The 18,950-nt window shown below is 40.2% G+C and carries 17 protein-coding genes; 5 read left to right on the top strand and 12 right to left on the bottom strand.

Annotated elements, in window-relative coordinates; all coding sequences use genetic code 11:
* Window positions 1–150: 150 nt before the first annotated feature.
* The 6 genes from Q0976_RS20915 to Q0976_RS20890 form a co-directional block, all read right to left on the bottom strand.
* On the bottom strand, window positions 151–372 hold the full coding sequence (locus tag Q0976_RS20915) for a hypothetical protein (RefSeq protein WP_299496082.1): 222 nt from the start codon (window positions 370–372) through the stop codon (window positions 151–153).
* Window positions 373–436: 64 nt separating this feature from the next.
* On the bottom strand, window positions 437–1,822 hold the full coding sequence (locus Q0976_RS20910) for a hypothetical protein (protein WP_299496080.1): 1,386 nt from the start codon (window positions 1,820–1,822) through the stop codon (window positions 437–439).
* A 34-nt stretch (window positions 1,823–1,856) separates the two neighbouring features.
* The gene (locus Q0976_RS20905; RefSeq protein WP_299496078.1) at window positions 1,857–2,303 is read right to left on the bottom strand and encodes a hypothetical protein; all 447 of its coding nucleotides are present in this window, start codon (window positions 2,301–2,303) and stop codon (window positions 1,857–1,859) included.
* Window positions 2,304–2,379: 76 nt separating this feature from the next.
* Entirely contained in the window at window positions 2,380–3,336 is a 957-nt protein-coding gene (locus tag Q0976_RS20900) for a hypothetical protein (RefSeq protein ID WP_299496076.1), read from the bottom strand.
* Between the two features lie 693 nt (window positions 3,337–4,029).
* Complete coding sequence (locus Q0976_RS20895; protein ID WP_299496074.1) at window positions 4,030–4,308, bottom strand: peptidylprolyl isomerase; 279 nt, start codon at window positions 4,306–4,308, stop codon at window positions 4,030–4,032.
* A gap of 266 nt (window positions 4,309–4,574) precedes the next feature.
* A complete protein-coding gene (locus Q0976_RS20890; RefSeq protein ID WP_299496071.1) occupies window positions 4,575–5,918 on the bottom strand; it encodes an SLC13 family permease in 1,344 nt (447 codons plus the stop codon).
* A 429-nt stretch (window positions 5,919–6,347) separates the two neighbouring features.
* On the opposite strand from Q0976_RS20890, the gene Q0976_RS20885 reads away from it, so the two are divergent.
* The 3 genes from Q0976_RS20885 (at window position 6,348) to ilvN (ending at window position 10,161) form a co-directional block, all read left to right on the top strand.
* On the top strand, window positions 6,348–7,559 hold the full coding sequence (locus tag Q0976_RS20885) for a multidrug effflux MFS transporter (protein WP_299496068.1): 1,212 nt from the start codon (window positions 6,348–6,350) through the stop codon (window positions 7,557–7,559).
* 386 nt (window positions 7,560–7,945) lie between these two features.
* Window positions 7,946–9,667, top strand: coding sequence for an acetolactate synthase 3 large subunit (locus Q0976_RS20880; protein ID WP_299496065.1), 1,722 nt, complete (start codon window positions 7,946–7,948; stop codon window positions 9,665–9,667).
* Window positions 9,667–10,161: an acetolactate synthase small subunit gene (gene ilvN, locus Q0976_RS20875; protein ID WP_299496062.1), complete on the top strand. Its 495-nt coding sequence runs from the start codon at window positions 9,667–9,669 to the stop codon at window positions 10,159–10,161. Before Q0976_RS20880 ends, ilvN begins: the two co-directional genes overlap by 1 nt.
* A gap of 175 nt (window positions 10,162–10,336) precedes the next feature.
* Here ilvN and Q0976_RS20870 read toward each other — a convergent pair whose 3' ends face one another.
* From Q0976_RS20870 to Q0976_RS20845, 6 genes are all read right to left on the bottom strand, one after another.
* On the bottom strand, window positions 10,337–12,259 hold the full coding sequence (locus Q0976_RS20870) for a bifunctional UDP-sugar hydrolase/5'-nucleotidase (RefSeq protein ID WP_299496060.1): 1,923 nt from the start codon (window positions 12,257–12,259) through the stop codon (window positions 10,337–10,339).
* A 540-nt stretch (window positions 12,260–12,799) separates the two neighbouring features.
* Window positions 12,800–14,578 carry a bifunctional UDP-sugar hydrolase/5'-nucleotidase UshA gene (gene ushA / locus Q0976_RS20865; protein WP_299496058.1) on the bottom strand — a complete coding sequence of 593 codons (1,779 nt, stop codon included), beginning with the start codon at window positions 14,576–14,578 and terminating at the stop codon, window positions 12,800–12,802.
* 326 nt (window positions 14,579–14,904) lie between these two features.
* Entirely contained in the window at window positions 14,905–15,576 is a 672-nt protein-coding gene (locus Q0976_RS20860; protein ID WP_299496056.1) for a carboxylesterase, read from the bottom strand.
* Between the two features lie 10 nt (window positions 15,577–15,586).
* Window positions 15,587–15,799, bottom strand: a complete 213-nt coding sequence (locus tag Q0976_RS20855) for a DUF3389 family protein (RefSeq protein ID WP_299496053.1) — start codon at window positions 15,797–15,799, stop codon at window positions 15,587–15,589.
* A 65-nt stretch (window positions 15,800–15,864) separates the two neighbouring features.
* Window positions 15,865–16,347: a peptidylprolyl isomerase gene (locus Q0976_RS20850; RefSeq protein ID WP_299496050.1), complete on the bottom strand. Its 483-nt coding sequence runs from the start codon at window positions 16,345–16,347 to the stop codon at window positions 15,865–15,867.
* An 87-nt stretch (window positions 16,348–16,434) separates the two neighbouring features.
* Window positions 16,435–17,622 (bottom strand): lytic murein transglycosylase, encoded by a 1,188-nt coding sequence (locus tag Q0976_RS20845; protein WP_299496047.1) that lies wholly within the window; start codon window positions 17,620–17,622, stop codon window positions 16,435–16,437.
* Window positions 17,623–17,893: 271 nt separating this feature from the next.
* On the opposite strand from Q0976_RS20845, the gene Q0976_RS20840 reads away from it, so the two are divergent.
* Together Q0976_RS20840 and Q0976_RS20835 are read left to right on the top strand one after the other, a co-directional pair.
* The gene (locus Q0976_RS20840; protein ID WP_299496044.1) at window positions 17,894–18,253 is read left to right on the top strand and encodes a DUF2750 domain-containing protein; all 360 of its coding nucleotides are present in this window, start codon (window positions 17,894–17,896) and stop codon (window positions 18,251–18,253) included.
* A 464-nt stretch (window positions 18,254–18,717) separates the two neighbouring features.
* Window positions 18,718–18,891, top strand: a complete 174-nt coding sequence (locus Q0976_RS20835) for a hypothetical protein (RefSeq protein WP_299496040.1) — start codon at window positions 18,718–18,720, stop codon at window positions 18,889–18,891.
* Window positions 18,892–18,950 lie beyond the last annotated feature (59 nt).

The raw sequence follows: 18,950 nt of genomic DNA, 5'->3' as shown, positions 1-18,950 counted from the left end.
TGACGCAGCGCGATATACAGTGATAATAAGGAGTGTCCTCGATACTAACAATGGCTTTTCTTGGTATTGGCATAACACACCCACCAGTGACTGTTCAACTATTCAAAGCCTAGTTTACAATCGCAAACTAGGCAAATAATCATGGGTGTCTTAGTTAATCCCTTTTTTCTTTTCCGGATTTCCTTGGAAAATAGACTCCCAAGACTCTTCTTCGTCAAGCATGTTAGCGAACTCAAATTCAAACACACCTTCATCTTTGGGTATGCTTTCGACATCAGGAGTTAATTCATCCATAACACAGTACTCAGCGCCCCCTATTTCAATAAGCGCCTCAAGATATTTACCTTCTGTAGAAAGTAGCTTCGCTTTCATATTCGCAATTTAACGCCAAATTCAGGTGCGCCGTAGGCGTCACCTGGAATTTCTTGTTAGTTTTTCACTTACTCGGTGTAAATTGTTCAATACTTCCACAGTATTGACATGTGAGCTCTAAGCCCCCATTAGCCATTTGTACTGCAACATTTTGAGACTTGCATTGAGTACAAGATAACTCACTTTCATTGCTTGCCTCACTTTCACAGAAATGTCTTGGATGAAGCTCTTGCTCCCAATGCTTCCCTGGTGCTTTATGGAAGCCTGCATCTTCATCTTGAAGGAAAAAATCGTAAAAAACTTGGCTTATGTACGATCTTGGAGCTCTGCTATCACGACTGTATTTATAAGTATTCCATCCTTCATCAATTGCCCGCTCACCTAATGATAAAATTTTATTAGGAATCGTGTTAGCAGCATGCTTTTTATTGTTTGCATATCCTTTGGAATAGTAGATGTGAGCGTTTTCTACTGATTTTTTAACAAAATAGTAGATTTCACTTACTGAAAACTGTTGTAAAAGTTGATTTACTACTTCTCTTGTTTTGTTTTCAGCAGAGAAATTAACATTCAATTCATCAGCTCTCACATGAACATATTGAAGAACTTCTTCTCTTGCAATTCTGAATAGTGTTTTGAATATTTCTTTTTCCCATTGGGACTGAATCCCACTTTTAATTTCTTGATATATTTCCTTATAAACTTTACTTAGATTAGCTCTCTCAATACCATCAAATGTAATATTGGGTATCCACCTAGTTCTGGTTATATAGAATGATTTAAACTCTTCATCCTCAACAAATGCTTCAACCCTAGACTCAGGATCAATAATTACAACACTACAACTAAATAGTTCTTTGAGACATTCTATATCCATTTCCTCAGTAGGTGATAAAGATTCAGTTCTTGAAGGATCATCAAGTGATAAAATATATTCAAAATCTTCATCAGTTTGCATTCTGAACAGAGTAAGCAAAACTAACTTGTTGAAGAAGGTTAATTCTGAGTAATCGATAGGTTCTCTATCGTCGATGTCATACAACTCTCGAATAGTTTCTCTTTTTTCTTTTTCCGCTTCTAATTTTTGTTGTCTTCTGACAATCACACATTCTTCACACCCACACTGCTGTGAACGATATCCTAACTTTTCTGGAAAGATCTTGTGATTGCAGTCATGACATTCAATAGGAAGGATATCCCAGCTAGAAGCACTTTTACTTCTACGTTTGGTATACATAGGGATGTCACAATATGGACAAAGTGCATCATCAAGTATTCTTGGTGGAAGAATTTTTATCAGTTTGTTCGGATTAATATTAATTTTATAATCCGAAACTAAAACAGAGTTTTTCTCGCCATCTAAATATTTTTTATAAAGTTCCTCTATTTCATCAGAGGAAAGGTGTTTAATCTCGTCTGCAATTTCAATTTCGAGTGTATCTTCACTCATGATTAAACTCCAATGTTTATTGAAAAACTAACGCCTAAAGCACGGGCGCAGCTTTGCTGCGACCTGTGCCTTTACTAGTTATGAGCCACTCACTAGTTGATTGAACCGTGTAGCGAATGCTTTGTAAAACTTTTGGCTCCTTGCAGAGGTAGTCAATAAAAACACCCATTGTATGCGTACTATTTGTATAGTAACCAACAGCTTCTGGTTGTGAATTAGTTTTAGGGAGCTCAGTAATATGTACCAACAACTCTTCACCATCCTGATCTAATAGAAAAGTACCACTTCTAGAAGCTAGGCAACTAGAAGGACTTTCTCTTGGGCCTTTAAGCTCTACCATTGTCGCAGCGCCTTCAGGCGTCACACTTATAGAGAACCCAAGTTCCTCAGCTAAAGCAGGCGTGAGAGAAACCTCCTTGGGTAAGCCGCCTCCAACTGCTATAGGTGACAGGAAAACCAGAGTTAAGATTACGTTTTTCATCGTTTAATGCTCATAACGCCCGCATTTGCGGCTGATTTGGAGCGCAGCGGAAAACCAGTCCGACAACATGCGCTTGTTAGCCTTCAAGTACACCGTTTCGCCATGCCCAGTGTGAGCTTTCATTTAAACCAAAGTCTTGACTAATATGCAAGTGGTTCAAATATGCGCCACAGTTAAAAGCTTCTTTAAACTCTTCTCCAGTATCAGGATCTCCTGAATAGTAGCCATAGCTTTCCGATTTAAATTCCTTAAATGAAAAGCCGAGAATAACCTGTATATTCATCGCCGCTAAACGGGATGCTCTTAGGAGCAACGTTAAAATTAATTTTTTGTTTTTAGGGTCATCAAACTCCCAAGTAAATTCTGGGTTTTCAACGATTGGAAAAACCGCGTGAGCTATATGATTTCTGATAATTCTAACTGCCGAGAACCCTCTTGAAGCTGTTTTCCTATCGGTAAGATCCATATCAAAACTTACTTTAAAGATATCTTTATAGTGTTTTGATATATCTAACAAGCCGTCAACCTTATGAAAGTAGTTTTCAGGGGTATCTAATGAAGTAAATATTTCATCTAACAACCAAGCTGACTGAGCAGAATAATTGCGTTGCCGATTGGGGTTTCTCCCCGAGTTTAATAAGCTTAAGTATTTTTCTTCATAAAGATGGCTTGTTAACCTGTAAGCTTCTTCTAGAGCATTCGAAATAAACAAAAATCGAGTGATTTGAGTGGCTATCGAAGAGTCATGCTTTGCATTTGAGCTAAGCTCATCTGCTACAGGCTCGCAGTAGATATGTGCTTCTTCATATCTAAAAGTATTCATTTCTACTAAATCAAGTTGACTGGCTAACCTAAGCCACTTTGCAATACTTGTCGTTTTAGCAGTACCGCATTTTTCAACGTCTTTCTTAACCAACTTATATACAAACTTCTCATCATTAAGTAACTCGCAATATATAGCTAGCTCATGAAGATGTAGAGGCAGCTCTCTAAATAAGCCGCATATTGGACAAAAAGGTTTCTGAGCACTCAAACTTCTTCCTTGTAGGCATAACCTTTGTATAGTGCGCATGCGCGTTTATCATGTCAGACCACTACTCTTGTTAAAACATCTGGCACACTACTAACATACTGTATTGCATAATTTACTCTATTAAGTATGAAAACCAATAACTTCACTATCACATCACCCAGCAATATACCCTCAAACGTTACTTATGTAAATAAAATGTTTTTAACTAATAAAAAAACGGAAAAAAACGTCAATCCATGATCTGCCTCACAATTAATTCAATAACGCTTTTTTTTGTTTAACCTTGAATAAAACATAGAATGTAGGTAGCTATTTTAAAAGTGATTAGTCGATTACGATCAATACTTCACTCGAAGAAACACTTTTCTTTAGCTTGTGATTTTTGCTTTTGCTCTTAACACCCCGTGTAGATGCGCCTGCTAGTTTCGGTTTCAAGGCGAAGGCCATAAATATGGCTTTGATGAGCGACAAATAAGGATATTTGGCTGGCCTTTAGACAAGGATGTCATTTGAAACCGTAAAGCGGCCATGGATGGCTTCACAGCGTCTAGCAGGAGTATCTGCACAAAAGCCTGCCGCAGGCAATAATTACAACTGAAGTAATGTAATCAAAATACTCTTAACTAATTGAAAAACACCCTTAAATGTCAATATCGTGACCATTGAATAAATGGTCACAAAGAAAGAGGATTGCTAAGTCCGATACAACACCTTAATCACATGCCAACCAAACTTGGTTTTAACGAGTTGTGGAACCAATATTTCCCCTTTAAAGGCCGCCTTATCAAATTGGGGCACCATTTGCCCTTGACGAAATTCACCTAAGTCGCCTCCTTTTTTACCCGATGGACACGTCGAGTATTTCTTGGCTAACACATGAAACTTAGCACCTTTTTCAAGCTTCTTCATAATATCTTCAGCTTGTTCTTTATGTTTTACTAAAATATGCAGCGCACTCGCAGTCCGGGCCATAATGGTACTCAAGATTATACTTTTAAAAATTAGCGGTAATGTAAAACTTATCGCGTTAAAAAGCCATAAAAAAGCCTGATTTTCTCTGTGAAAATCAGGCTTTCAAATCACCGGCTGGCTCAAGTGACAATGGCTAACGTTTAGTGAAAACGCTTAAACCTTAAACAAAGGCAATAGGCAATAGGCAATAGGCAAGAAACGAGTCTATATCCGCCAACGATATCCTCAAGCTATTACCTCAAAGCCCTCGAAGCTATGCTCACAAACTAGGAAAACAAGCTGACACACAGGTACACTACAAAAATACCGATAATATTTAAGATCATACCCGCTTTTAGCATTTGGCTTTGTTTCACCTCTCCTGTGGCATAAGCCAGTGCATTAGGCGGCGTAGCCACTGGTAGCATAAAGGCACAAGTGGCTGCCACCCCAACACCAAACACCAGTGAGTAGGTAATCGCAGGATTAAATTGATCCGCAAGGGCTATCATAATGGGGATTAAAATCGCCGCAGAACCAGTATTCGACGCCAACTCAGTTAAGAAAATCATAAAGCTGATACAAGCGATCACCAAGAGCCAAGCAGGCGCATTTTCAAGCGCAGACATTAAGGCTTCAGCTAACCAAGCAGAAGTCCCTGTTTCTTTCAGCACCATAGAAAGACACAAGCCGCCACCAAATAAGAGTAAAATTCCCCAATCAATTTGGCGTTCCAGCTCTTTCCAGCTGATCAGTTTAAGGGCTGGCGCAGCGGCAGTGATCACCAGTGCAATTAAGCGATCAAAACCATCAACCGCGAGAAAATGACCAATGGGTTTAGCAAACACCCAACACACCACGGTAAACATAAACAAAGCGATAGAGCCTTTCGCTTCTGCTGTCCAGCGCATGGGTTCTTCATCTGATAAATGCACCACTTGAGCATCTTTTTCAGGGCGGATCACCACATACAACGCCAACAAAACGGCTGGAAACATGAGTAGTGTGGTGGGTAATCCCACTTTCAACCAAGTTAAGAAGTCCATATTTAATGCCGCCGCCGCGATGCCATTAGGCGGTGAGCCAACGATAGTCGCTAACCCCCCAATATTCGCCGCATAAGCCGTGCCTAAAATCACAAACGCCCGCATGCGTATGTATTTTTTTTCAATCAATCCAAGCGCAATAGGTAACATCATTGCCGTGGTTGAGGTATTGCTCATCCACATGGATAACAGTGACACCACAGAAAAAAATAAAATAACGGTACGCCACAGGTGGCCGCCTGTGACTTTCGTTACCGTTGATGCTAACCAACGATCAATGCCATGTTTGTTCAATAACGCGGCGAGGGTAAAGCCCCCCATAAAAAGATAAATAATACTGGAGGAGAAATTAGTCATGCCCGCTTTAAAACTTAAAACATGGGTTAAGGCTGCCACAACGGGCACTAAAATAGCCGAAACCGATAAGGGGATGATCTCCGTCATCCAAAGTCCTGCAAATAACACCAGCATAAAAATACCTAGCTGAGTGTCTGCTTGTTCTACCAATCCTTGGCCAATGAAGTAACTGGTTATTGCCCATAGCACGATCAGCACTATCTTCAACGGAAGTGAAAGATTATTCATATTTTTTATCTTATTAGATTAAATTAAACGTCATACAATCGAAAATGAGATTTTCTCAAATCCAAGCTAAAACCTAAAATGAACATAAATTCAGCACTTTAAGTCATAAACCATTAACATATACTAAATTAAAGAAAACTAACCTACCAGTTTCTCTCTCATTACAGGAGCCAAACATCTATTTTTACAAATAAACACAAATAAAAAAACACATTTAATTAACCAAATGAATGTATTTAAATAGAGATAATAACCTCTTGTTCCCACATGCCCCTTTAAATGGCCTGATAGCAAGCTGCCTTTCATTAAAAAGACGTGACTTGAATAAACAGTCTACTCCCATAACATGTTATGCTTGAACTATTCAGTTTAACCAATATGTATTTTCTCTCTCATTTTGCTTTATTCAGTTAAGGGGCTTCAAACGCCATGTCCACTCAATCGCTTGTCCAAGCCACCAATTTGACTCGGCTTATTCCATTATTGGCAGCTATTATTGCCATTACCCCGTTTGCTATTGACATGTACTTACCGGCAATGACAACACTGGCAACGCAATTCAATGCCCCTATGAGTGATATTCAACAATCCTTAAGCCTCTATTTAGTCGGTTATTCTGCGGGAATGTTTTTATTTGGTCCCTTAGCTGACAAATGGGGAAGACGCTATTTTGTTCTTTACGGTTTACTGGGTTTTATGTTCACCAGTGCCGCATTAGCCTTAACAAGCAACATACAACTTTTCTTAATATTACGTTTTTTACAAGCTTTTACTGGGGCTGCTGCAACCGTTGTGATCCCAAGCTATATTAAAGATATTTATGGGAAAGATACCGCTAAAGGCATGTCATACGTTATGTTGATTATGATGCTTGCCCCCCTCATTGCCCCATCGATTGGCAGTTTAATCCTTATCTTAGGGGATTGGCATATGATTTTTTTCTTATTAGCCACTTATGCCTTAGTGATCGCCATTTTTGCTTTTTATAAACTCAAACTGCCCAATGATGCTCCAACAGAGTCCACTCAAATAAAAGACACTAAACAAATGTCTTTTATTAAAAACTACAAAATCGTACTGACTAAACCCGGCGTCCCTCTTAATATTATGGTGAGCTTTGTCATTTCCTTCGCCTTTTTTAGCTACTTAACCGCCTCTCCTTTTGTTTTTATGAGCGTTTTTGGCCTGTCTGCTGAAAAGTTCACGCTTATTTTTACGTCAAATGTTGGCGCATTAATGTTAGCGAATTTAATTAATAGTCGCCTCGTGACTCGCTTTGGATCCGATGCGCTTTTGCGTATTGCGACTTTATTGGCCGCCATTGCGGGTGCAGCCTTATTGACCGTCAATACGTTAGGGTTAGATTACCATTATACGGCTGGTGCACTCATTCCATTAATGGGCTGTTTAGGCATCATGTCAGTCAATGCAGATGCCATTGTATTAATGAAATTTCAAAAAGAGATCAGCACCGCTTCCGCTGTAATAGGCACCCTTAAATTTGGTTGTGGTGCACTTGGTGGCCCCATTCTTGCCCTATTTGCCAAAAACAGTGCTGTGCCTTTTTCTATACTCATGTTATCTGCGGTGATGATGGCAGCCGTACTGCAAATCATCAATCATTCACGCCGCAGTTTATAACATTATCATCAACAGGCTAGCCTGCTTTGTTGAAATGCGCCTCTTAATAAACCGTGTAATTTCGTTAATTTTGGAAATATATTTAAGGTTATTTGTTAAATAAATTATTATCTGCTGATTAAATAATGAAAATAATTCAACTAACGATTTTTTTCATTTAAAAAACTTGTAAAACGAATGATTTTTTATATGATGAAGACACTGTTTATACAGTCGCAGGTACCGCATCCCACAAGATGCCACAAGCGTTAAAACACGCTTTGTTGAGCGCTTTTTGCTTAGGTACACACGAGTAAAGATCACCATCTAGACTCATTTTTTCAAGCGATTACCGTCGCTGTAGCAAGATACTGCCTACCGCAGCGGTAACTTATGAGGATTTTATAATGGAAATGTTATCTGGCGCGAGTATGATCGTTCGATCGCTCATCGATGAAGGTGTCAAGCATATATTCGGCTATCCTGGCGGATCAGTGCTGGATATCTATGATGCATTGCACGAAAAATCAGATATTGATCATATTCTTGTTCGACATGAACAAGCTGCCGTCCACATGGCTGACGGCTATGCACGCGCAACAGGTAAAGTCGGCGTTGTCTTAGTTACATCGGGCCCCGGCGCCACCAATGCAGTCACCGGCATTGCCACGGCCTATATGGACTCTGTACCTATGGTCGTCTTATCAGGGCAAGTTCACAGCACGCTTATAGGCAATGATGCTTTCCAAGAATGTGACATGATAGGTATTTCACGTCCTATCGTTAAACACAGTTTTTTAGTTCAAGATGCCAAAGATATTCCCGCCATTATTAAAAAAGCCTTTTACTTAGCCGCTTCTGGCCGACCCGGCCCTGTTGTCGTGGATATTCCAAAAGACTGTTTAAATCCAGAGCTTTTACATGAGTACCAATATCCTGAAGCCATAAAAATGCGCTCGTACAACCCAACTACCAATGGCCATAAGGGACAAATTCGTCGTGGCTTGCAAGCACTATTAGAAGCGAAAAAGCCCGTTCTTTATGTGGGTGGCGGCGCCATTATCTCTGGCTGTGATAAGCAAATTCTCACCATAGCAGAAAAATTAAATATCCCTGTTGTCACCACACTTATGGGACTCGGTGCTTTTCCGGGCACTCACCATAACTGTCTAGGCATGCTCGGCATGCATGGTCGATATGAAGCCAATATGGCGATGCACAATACCGATTTGATCTTTGGTATTGGAGTTCGCTTCGATGATAGAACCACCAATAACGTCGAAAAGTATTGCCCCAATGCCACCATTTTGCATATCGATATTGATCCCTCATCCATTTCCAAAACCGTACGAGTGGATATTCCGATTGTGGGTTCGGCCGATAATATTCTCGATAGTATGTTGGCACTATTAAACAATGATCCGACTAAAGATAATGATAAAGCCGCACTCGATGCTTGGTGGACCGATATTGAGCAATGGCGCGAGCGTGATAGTCTCGCCTATGATAAAACCAGCGACCGTATTAAGCCACAACAAGTCATTGAGACTTTGCACAAGCTGACCAATGGTGATGCCTATGTCAGTTCGGATGTGGGTCAACATCAAATGTTTGCCGCATTGTATTACCCCTTTGATAAGCCCCGCCGCTGGATCAATTCAGGCGGCTTAGGCACTATGGGCTTTGGTCTACCCGCAGCCATGGGCGTCAAAATGGCACTGCCTGAAGAAACCGTGGTGTGTGTCACAGGAGACGGGTCAATTCAAATGAATATTCAAGAACTGTCTACCGCATTACAATATGGCACGCCAGTTAAAATTATTAACTTGAACAATCGCTTTTTAGGCATGGTCAAGCAGTGGCAAGATATGATTTATTCAGGTCGCCATTCTCAATCTTATATGGACTCAGTGCCTAACTTTGCAAAAATATCCGAAGCCTACGGCCATGTTGGCATGACCATTGACGATCCTGCCGAGCTTGAATCAAAACTCGCCGAAGCGCTGGCGATGAAAGATAAACTCGTCTTTGTTGATATTAGCGTCGATGAAACTGAACATGTCTATCCCATGCTTATTCGTGGTGGTGCAATGAATGAAATGTGGCTCAGCAAAACGGAGAAAAGCTAATGCGTCGTATTATATCTATTTTACTTGAAAACCAATCTGGCGCCCTGTCTCGCGTGGTCGGGCTATTCTCACAACGTGGGTATAATATTGAAACCTTAACCGTTGCCCCAACCGATGATGCGACGCTTTCACGCTTAACCATTACAGTAAAAGCCGATGAGGCTATTTTAGAACAAATCGAGAAGCAACTGCATAAACTCATTGACGTGATAAAAGTCTTAAACATCAGTGAAAGCCCCCATGTGGAGCGAGAGCTGGCACTCATAAAAGTAAAAGCTCAAGGCGATAGCCGTGAAGAAGTCAGGCGAACTGCCGATATTTTTCGCGGTCAGATTGTGGATGTCACAGCAAACTTGTACACAGTACAAACTATTGGCACCACAGAAAAACTCGATGCCTGTATTGCCGCTCTATCAGAATTTACCAAAGTGGTTGAAATCTCACGTTCCGGAGTGGTTGGTTTATCCCGTGGCGAAAAGGCCATGAAGCTATAAGCTTCATTTGCAATGTTCAATGTTCAATGTTCAATGTTCAATGTTCAATGTTCAATGTTCAATGTTCAATGTTCACAATCATCGTAAAAAAAGGTAGCCAATGGCTACCTTTTTTGTTTAATCTTTTTCACTTTTCACCATAAAAAGCGGATCGAATCAAGACCTGCCCAAACTTTTATTGATTATCTTCAGGCTTATTCAGTGGATCATCTATTACTAAATCAGCCGGTGCAATAAAAGTCAGCCCAGTGGATATTTCTTCCAGCGCTTTACCAGATGCCGCTAACATTTCCACATATTCGATCATGACTTCGTTATCAACAAAACCCGTTAATACTAGCTCTGACTGATTATGGGTCGCTAACATATCATAACCGTCTTTACCGCCAGCAATGTAGGCATTGGTTGTGACTTTATAGACTTTATCATCTTCAATAGCAGCACAATTGCCTGCATCGACGCCACCTGGACAAACATTCAAGCCCTCAATTTGCTCACCCTCAATCGCCAAGCCATTAAAGGTAAATTCAAGGTTAGCAAAGGTTGGGAACGCTCCTGTAGAATTTGAAATACCATAATTGATGGTATATTCAAGCAGTGAGCGAACATCACTGCCCAATAACTCTACGATGGCTAATTCATTATTAAAATACAGCAAAGAACCGACAACATAACCTGCGGTTAAGCCATCAGGGCCTGCGGTAATATGATCACGCACACCACCATTATTGGTAATGGCCATATCCACGCCATAACCTTGCTGGTTTAACTTCCATACCATGGACGTAGCGACCTGAGCACCCGCCTCAGATCCTGTTCCCGCTAGAGAGGCACCACCGCGTGCAACACCTGGAATACGCACGTGATCTAGCTGCGCCGTATTAGTAGGATCGTTTATATCAGAAACGTTACCTACAACCGTTGACTCGAACGCTTCTAATAAAGGTTTATATTCGGTATCGATAACCTGACGAACTACTTCATCTTCTGCAGCAAAAGCAATATTGCTTTGCTCATTCACAAACGCTTCTACTGCTTGTTGGTCTTCAGCTGTTAATTCTTCAGGGTTCCTTTCGACATATTCATGTTGAAAGTCATTATCGATTAACAGTACATTGGTACCCGCACATTCCGTCACTGCACCATCAGTGAAGCTCACCTCAAGACCACCTACAGCCTCTGCTTTTTCACCTGCCTGAACGATACAGGTTTGACCTGTTCCATCAGGGTTAGTAAACATTTGCGCGTAACTTGCTGTTGCAGAACCATGACCTAAGCCAAGATTGGTAAAGTCACCTAAACGAGTATGAGAATGACCACCGACAATGACATCAACACCATTAACACTTTCTGCAATACGTATGTCACGATCTAGGCCAATATGGCTCACCATGATAATTTTATCGACGCCCTCAGCGACTAATGTATCTACTGTGGCTTGCGCAGTTTCCACTTCACCATTGAAAACAAGATCTTCACCTGGAGAAGTGATAGAAGGCATGTCTTCGAGCACTAAACCAAATATACCAACACGTTCACCATTTAATTCTTTTACTGTGTAAGGCAAGATATTGTCAACGCCGCTCATACTTGCATCGGCACTCATGTCTAAATTCGCAGCCAATATTGGATAATTAATATTATTAGCAAATTCGATTAGCGCTTCATTACCTAGATCAAATTCGTGATTACCTAATGCGGAAGCATCTAACCCCATTTCACTCAATAACTTAGCATTACCTTCACCTTTTAAAACGCTAAAATATAGTGAACCTTGAAAAGCATCGCCGCCATGTAAAGCTAAAAAGGGTAAGCCTTTGTCCTCTGCCGCTTCTCGTGCTTCTTTTAGTTTTTTAGCAATGCGAGGGTAGCCTCCCACTGACGTACGAACGTCAAAATCTGCATCTTCAACTTGCGCAGTAAAATCAAGCGAAGTCGCATCGAAGTTAGAGTGGGTATCATTGATATGAGCAATCGCAAGATTAAACGTATTACTCCCTGACTCTGTATTGTTCTTGTTATTATCATCGCTACCACAACCGGCAAGTGCGGTTAAAACGGCAGTCGCCACTAATCCCTTAAGTAATTTTTTATTCATCACATCAACCTATTATTTTTATTTGTCATTTTTATAATTTAGCGATAACGCATCATTATTTTTATTTCGCTGGCGCCCATTCTAGCAAAAAATAAACTGAATATGTGTCAAAAATATGACAATTTGTAATTTATTTGTTTTATAAGTTTATTTTTTACCCACAAAAATAAACATAAACATAAACAATTAACACTAAACGATACACAAAATAATGATAAATAAAACAAAAAAGTTAGCATATCATGCTGAAACAATAGACTTTAGATTAATATATAGATAACACCTAAATTAAGAACAATAAATTAAAAACAATAATTTTAACATTTATCTATTTTTAACTCGAACAAGTGTAAATATCCCATTTGAATTAATCTACACCTAAATAAGGCGAATAAAAAACAACACGGCGTCGATAAAACAATCAAAATATCCGCAGTAATAGAGAATAGGAAATGAAGATAAAGAGTCGAATAACAGAGAAAAGTAAAAAGTCTCACTTTTTACTTTTCTCAACTTATGTTGATTTAGTTTCTCACACGATTAATGTTGTACAGACACTTGGCAGCCAAATGGGCTATCGGAGTTTTCATAGATAATGTCACCGACTGGTGCATAATCAGCGGCTACAAGACTCTTCGTATCGTTAAAAAATTGAAATAGCACATCAGCGTCCACATACCCAGTGGCTACAGCTTCAATAATGGGATAACCATCGCCACCAGCTGCACTGTAACTTGGAATACTAAAGGTATAGTTTTCCGTTTCTTTAAAATCACGACCATTAATTTTACTGATGTTAACGGATTTTTCCACACAATCAACCGTCATTTTAACGTTCGTTATTTGGGCATATCCACCTGAATCACGCTGCATAGCAGCAACGTCCCCTAAATAATGCCGTAATTGTGTTCCGCTCATGGTCGCAACACTGAATAAATTACCAAATGGCTGTACCATAAGCACATCCCGATAACTGACTTTACCCTCAGGAATAGAATCACGTACCCCACCGGAATTCATGATCCCAAAATCAGCATCCACTTTCTGACTCTGTACCTTGGCAATTAATTGACCTAAGTTGGTTTGCATAAAACGCACATGATCCCGCGCACCGTCAAACACTCCCTCTGTGTTTGCCACAACTTGATCTAGCTCTGCTTGGCCTTGCATTTGGTAAGGTTCTAATGCGGCAAGGACTTTACTATCAGGCTGAATATAAGACTGTACCCAAGTCGTCACCTTTTTACCTTGAGCGTTAAAAACAAGTTGACCTTTATCATCCCGTTTAGGCTTAACTAAATTAACCGGAATAAGCTGATAATCCACTAAATGCAACTGCCCTGCATAATATTCAAAGTCAGCTCGGCCAACATATTTACCCCATTCATGAGCTTGCATAATATAAGCGCCATTTTGTCTATCTGGCACACACTCATCACCAGGTTGGAACTGAGCATAATCATCACTGTTAGGTTCCATACAAACAGGGTTTTGGGAATGCCCACCAAAAATAGCCTGTAATAATCCCGGTTTTAATGAACGTGCCATCATGACATCACCGGGGGCATTACTCCCAAAATGCCCATCAGCAAAATGCCCCATATGCGTGGTAGCAAAAATGACATCTGCAGCATTGTTAACCTTAAGCTCTTTAATTACTTTTGCAATCTCAATTGCCGGATCGGTGAAGGTTAATACGTTAACAAACTCCGGATTACCTAACTTTGCAGTATCTTTCGTCGTTAACCCTATCACGGCCACTCTCAAGCCATTCAGTTCAAATATTTTATAAGGTTCAAAGTAACGTGTTCCATCAGCCTTATAAATATTAGCCGCTAGCATGGGAAAATTAGCCCACTCACGCTGTTTATCTAAAACAGACAGTGGATTATCAAACTCATGATTGCCTACAGCCATCGCATCATAACCAATCAGATTCATGCCAATAAAATCAGGCTTAGCATCTTGTAGATCTGACTCTGGCACTCCTGTATTAATGTCCCCCCCTGACAAGAGTAAGACCTCTCCTCCAGCCGCTCTCACCTCATGACGAATACGTTCGACTAATGTTTTACGGGCAGCCATGCCATATTCACCGTCTTGATTATTCCAAAAACGCCCATGATTATCATTGGTATGCAATACAGTGAGATGAATACAATCATCACCCGCAGCTTCACAACTCATGGCGGCGGTATTTACACGGCTCACCTCCCCTTCACCCATCATTAGCGCGTCGCTCTCTTCTCCCCAGTTACAAGCAGATAGAAAAACAGCCAGTACGATCCCTACGGACCCTTTAACGAGCTTTATTATCATGGTTCATTAACCTTTATCATTATTTGACAATGTCATTCTTCATAAAAAATTGACATCTATATTTGGCGGCGGATCCTAGCATAGGCATCCAGTGGATGAATTTAATAAAGTAAAGGACTTAGACTTATGTATAATAAGAGGGCTTGGGATTAAATTGAAATATACAAATAAAACATTATTTAATACATAAAAAAAACATAAATAAGTAATAAATTAAGATAATATAACACTTTAAAAGACAAAACTGACAATGAATAAACGTCATTCTTTAAGCACTAAATCGTATTATTGGACACTTAAAAAATGACATTTACATCAACTTAAGATCAAGATAATCTCGCCGTTAACCAGCGACCAATATCAAATAATTGCTGTGGTAATACATTATGACCCATAGTGTATTCTTGCCATTGCGTTTGATAACCGCCAGACAATAAAGCCTCTCTTGCCATCACTCCCGCTTGGTGCGGTACGACTTCATCTTGTAACCCATGATGTTGTAATATCGCTGTTGAACTATTTTGCTCGCTGGTTTTTTCAGGCAACTTGTCACCACTGGGTAAATAACAAGACAACCCCATAATGCCCGCCAGCTTTTTAGGGTAACGCAGTCCAGTGAATAAACTCATGACCCCACCTTGACTAAATCCAGCCAGCACAATTCTGTCGGCACTGATCCCTAATGCTTCTTGCTCTTCAATCAACGCCTTAACACGTATTTCACTGGCTAATACACCTTGTATATCGGCTCTATCGAGTAAATCCATTCCTTTAATATCATACCAAGAACGCATCACGTAACCTGAGTTAATGGTTACTGCTTGCTCAGGAGCATGAGGAAAAATAAAACGAATAGTGTGGTCTGCTTTTAGCCCTAATGCAGGCACTACGGGAGCAAAGCCCGCACCAGAATCTCCCAAACCATGTAACCAAATCACACAAGCATTAGCAACGGCTTTTGGTTCAACCGTGATACGTTCCAATGGGACGACTGACATCCTTAATTCCTTATATCATTAATGTGTCTTTTATCTGTAATAACTGTTCTACCGAATCCAATGTCATACTCCAGCGAACGGCACCCGCATCTGCATACATAATAAGCACATCTTTTTTAAACTTAATATCTTCCGCCATACCATAAAGCGTGGCATGTTCGAAACGAATTTGTACTTCATCAGGCGTAACAATTATTTTGCCTTGGGAAAAGTCAATAATCATTGTGATCTCATGATATAAAAGCCCAAGACTGTTGAAAGCCTTGAGCTTTAAAGTAGAACAATGCCTTAATGCTGATGTCCGCCTTTGCCATGAGCATGACCATGGGCAATTTCTTCTGCCGTAGCGTCACGGGCATCAAGCAGTTCAATATCAAACGTCAATTCACGGCCTGCTAATGGATGATTCACATCCACAGTGGCCATAAATTTGCCTACTTTGATGATAGTCACTTGACGTTGCCCTTGTTCGGTATTAATCAAGGCTCTCATGCCTGGTTTCCACACTTTAGCGCCTTGCAAATGCTTCACAGAAACACGTTGTTCTGCCTCTTCATTACGTTCCCCATAAGTCTCAGCGGCCGGTAAGGTGACAGTGAATTTTTCACCCACCTCTTTACCTTCAATCGACTTTTCCACCCCTGGCATCATATTGTCATGACCGTGTAAATAAGCGATGGGATCATGCCCTTCATTCGTTTCTAATACATCACCTTTTTCATCGCGCAATGTATAATTAAACTGCACAACCATATCATCATTAATACTCATAACTATCCTTAACTCTTATCAATGGCGGCAGCTTATCAAATGCAGGCCTTTGGCTCTAGCTCTTTTATCCGTTTAAGCACATGAAAACTATCTTGACACACCTAAAGCATCTAATGTCGCCACACTCGGATAGCCGTCAGCAATTAATCCTTGGCTCTGTTGGTAATCTTGCAAGCCTTTTATTGAACGCGTGCCCAATACGCCATCGGCTTTTCCTACATCAAAACCTTTCTCATTCAGCGACGTTTGCAAGGCCTTCAGTTTTTCTCGGCTCAACCTTGGCATTTTCGGCGGTGTATTGGTTAATACCCCGCCACCGTTAATGCGATCCGCCAATTTCCCCACAGCTAAAGCATAAAATGTCGAACGATTCCAACGCATGATCACGTCAAAGTTTTCATACGCTAAAAATGCTGGCCCTAAATGACCCGAAGGCAAATATAACGTCGCTTGCATATCAGGCGTACTCAATGCCGTTCGATTGGTATTGAGTACGCCAAGTTTTGACCACTGTGTAAGCGATTTAGTTTGTGACTTTCCTACATTTTGGTAAGAAAATCCTCGAGGTAAAATGACTTCTCTTCCCCAACGCTCGTCTCTATGCCAACCTAATTGTTGTAAAAAATAAGCCGCAGAGGTCAACGCATCGACTTGACTATTCCACAGATCAGCTTTACCGCTGCCATCAGCGTCTATGGCATATTGCGCATAAGCTGAAGGCATAAACTGCGTGTGCCCCATCGCGCCAGCCCATGACCCCACCATGTCAGCTTGATTAAAACCATATTTTTGTTTAAGTTTTAATGCTTGCATTAACTCGCCTGTAAAGTACTCGCTGCGACGAGGTAAGCAGGCTAACGTTGCTAACGAATCTAATACTGGCATTTTTCCTTTATAACCACCAAAATTCGTTTCTAACCCCCAAAAAGCCAATAAATACTGAGGGGGGATCCCGTATTTTTTCGTTAACTGTTCTAAAAATTCACGATTGTCTTTTAATAGCTGCCTGCCTTGCTCAACACGAGCATCTGTCACCCGTTTAGTATAATAACCTTCAAAGGTTTGACTAAATTCAGGCTGCTGATTATCAAGTTCCACCACACGAGGGACATATTTAACATTCGCTAAAGTATGTTGGATGATATCTTGAGATAATCCCTGCTCTTGTGCAGTGGCTTGTAAACGCTTAACACACACATCAAAGTCTTGTGCGGCCACGTTTGGAATATAAACACTTGAAAAGATAAGCATTGAAGCTAAGGGGATAAATTTCATAAATAAGAAGACTCCCAAAAAGTAGATGTTCGATTCAAATTTGCTAATCATCACTCTAGACTAAAGCACCATATCTTACTAATGGAACATGTGAAAACTCGGCAAATTTAATTGAATTGACCATAATTTAATCCTTTAGTTCTCATTTTTAATACAATATTCCTAACCTTGACTGGAACCATGACTTTTTAATCATTAAAACTTGATTAACAACCGTAGCGGCTGCACACTAGCGCCTTATTCCCCTTTTCATCCTGCCAAGAGAAGCACTATGACAAATATGGATCCTATATTAGACACTTTTATTAATAACGTTAAAGAACAACAACGCGTATGGGGCCTACAAGATAAGGCTGGTGAAGGCTGGGTCGTGTGTGACTCTGCAGAATTTGAAAATACCGACGTCATGCCATTATGGTCAAACGAAACCCAAGCTAAAAGTCATTGCACAGAAGAATGGGCTGAATACCAAGCTGTATCAATTAGTCTTGAAAGTTTATTGGAAGAATGGATCAGCGATCTTAATGATGATGGCGTATTAATTGGTGTTAATTGGATTGAGAACCAGCCTTGTCTAGAAGTCGATCCTATTGAATTGGCAACCGCTTTAGTCAAAATAGAAGCTGAATAGTTAACCATTTCACTAAGAAAGTGCATTGCTAAAATGCACTTACATGACTCGAAATGCTCCCTTTTTCCAACTGTGGGGGTGTAATGACTTTCGGCAAAACTTGACAAGCCGTTGCTCATCTAATAACCTAGATGCGTTTTTGGTGTTCCCTTATATGTTTTATACTGCTGCAAATCCCCCCGTTTACAGGTTTGATTTTCTTCACAGCGTTAACGTAAAAACTCCAGCTAGCATCGTCGTCATTTTACTGTCATAACTGTGTGTTTCACTGTTTAAAGTATTTTGAAAGACGTCATATTGAGATCATTAACGGCTAATATTTGGACAGACTGATTTCTATATGCTATTTGTAAATGGGAGTATCAAAATACTGAATGTTCATCTTTTGCTATTCGCTAAGGATATTTTATTATTAAAAACTCACTGTCAAAAACAGGCAGTATAATCAAAAAGGAGTGTGGCCTATGTCATACCTAGTGAATGGACATGAAATTACAGTCGACTTTCCAGTTAACTCTATTTCAGTCAATAAATCGTCTATCGCTTTTACGGATAGCCGAGGAAAAAATCGAGAAACCTTTTCAAAACGCACCGAAGCGTTAAAATTTATGAAATGGTTACTCTCAAGCAATAAGTAAAAAGTAAAAACGACTTTTCGATACTCTCTTCCTCTCACTCGTATCGAATGTTTGTTACT

The organism is uncultured Shewanella sp. (genome assembly GCF_947501665.1).
GTDB lineage: Bacteria > Pseudomonadota > Gammaproteobacteria > Enterobacterales > Shewanellaceae > Shewanella.
Note: the sequence above shows the minus strand (reverse complement) of the source record. Positions and strands in the feature narration are given on the sequence as shown.

What these genes read in the sequence shown, in the direction of transcription:
- Q0976_RS20915 (WP_299496082.1), bottom strand. Translation starts at nt 372, where the DNA reads ATGAAAGCGAAGCTACTTTCTACAGAAGGTAAATATCTTGAGGCGCTT.
- Q0976_RS20910 (WP_299496080.1), bottom strand. Translation starts at nt 1,822, where the DNA reads ATGAGTGAAGATACACTCGAAATTGAAATTGCAGACGAGATTAAACAC.
- Q0976_RS20905 (WP_299496078.1), bottom strand. Translation starts at nt 2,303, where the DNA reads ATGAAAAACGTAATCTTAACTCTGGTTTTCCTGTCACCTATAGCAGTT.
- Q0976_RS20895 (WP_299496074.1), bottom strand. Translation starts at nt 4,308, where the DNA reads ATGGCCCGGACTGCGAGTGCGCTGCATATTTTAGTAAAACATAAAGAA.
- Q0976_RS20890 (WP_299496071.1), bottom strand. Translation starts at nt 5,918, where the DNA reads ATGAATAATCTTTCACTTCCGTTGAAGATAGTGCTGATCGTGCTATGG.
- Q0976_RS20885 (WP_299496068.1), top strand. Translation starts at nt 6,348, where the DNA reads ATGTCCACTCAATCGCTTGTCCAAGCCACCAATTTGACTCGGCTTATT.
- Q0976_RS20880 (WP_299496065.1), top strand. Translation starts at nt 7,946, where the DNA reads ATGGAAATGTTATCTGGCGCGAGTATGATCGTTCGATCGCTCATCGAT.
- ilvN (WP_299496062.1), top strand. Translation starts at nt 9,667, where the DNA reads ATGCGTCGTATTATATCTATTTTACTTGAAAACCAATCTGGCGCCCTG.
- Q0976_RS20870 (WP_299496060.1), bottom strand. Translation starts at nt 12,259, where the DNA reads ATGAATAAAAAATTACTTAAGGGATTAGTGGCGACTGCCGTTTTAACC.
- ushA (WP_299496058.1), bottom strand. Translation starts at nt 14,578, where the DNA reads ATGATAATAAAGCTCGTTAAAGGGTCCGTAGGGATCGTACTGGCTGTT.
- Q0976_RS20860 (WP_299496056.1), bottom strand. Translation starts at nt 15,576, where the DNA reads ATGTCAGTCGTCCCATTGGAACGTATCACGGTTGAACCAAAAGCCGTT.
- Q0976_RS20855 (WP_299496053.1), bottom strand. Translation starts at nt 15,799, where the DNA reads ATGATTATTGACTTTTCCCAAGGCAAAATAATTGTTACGCCTGATGAA.
- Q0976_RS20850 (WP_299496050.1), bottom strand. Translation starts at nt 16,347, where the DNA reads ATGAGTATTAATGATGATATGGTTGTGCAGTTTAATTATACATTGCGC.
- Q0976_RS20845 (WP_299496047.1), bottom strand. Translation starts at nt 17,622, where the DNA reads ATGAAATTTATCCCCTTAGCTTCAATGCTTATCTTTTCAAGTGTTTAT.
- Q0976_RS20840 (WP_299496044.1), top strand. Translation starts at nt 17,894, where the DNA reads ATGACAAATATGGATCCTATATTAGACACTTTTATTAATAACGTTAAA.
- Q0976_RS20835 (WP_299496040.1), top strand. Translation starts at nt 18,718, where the DNA reads ATGTCATACCTAGTGAATGGACATGAAATTACAGTCGACTTTCCAGTT.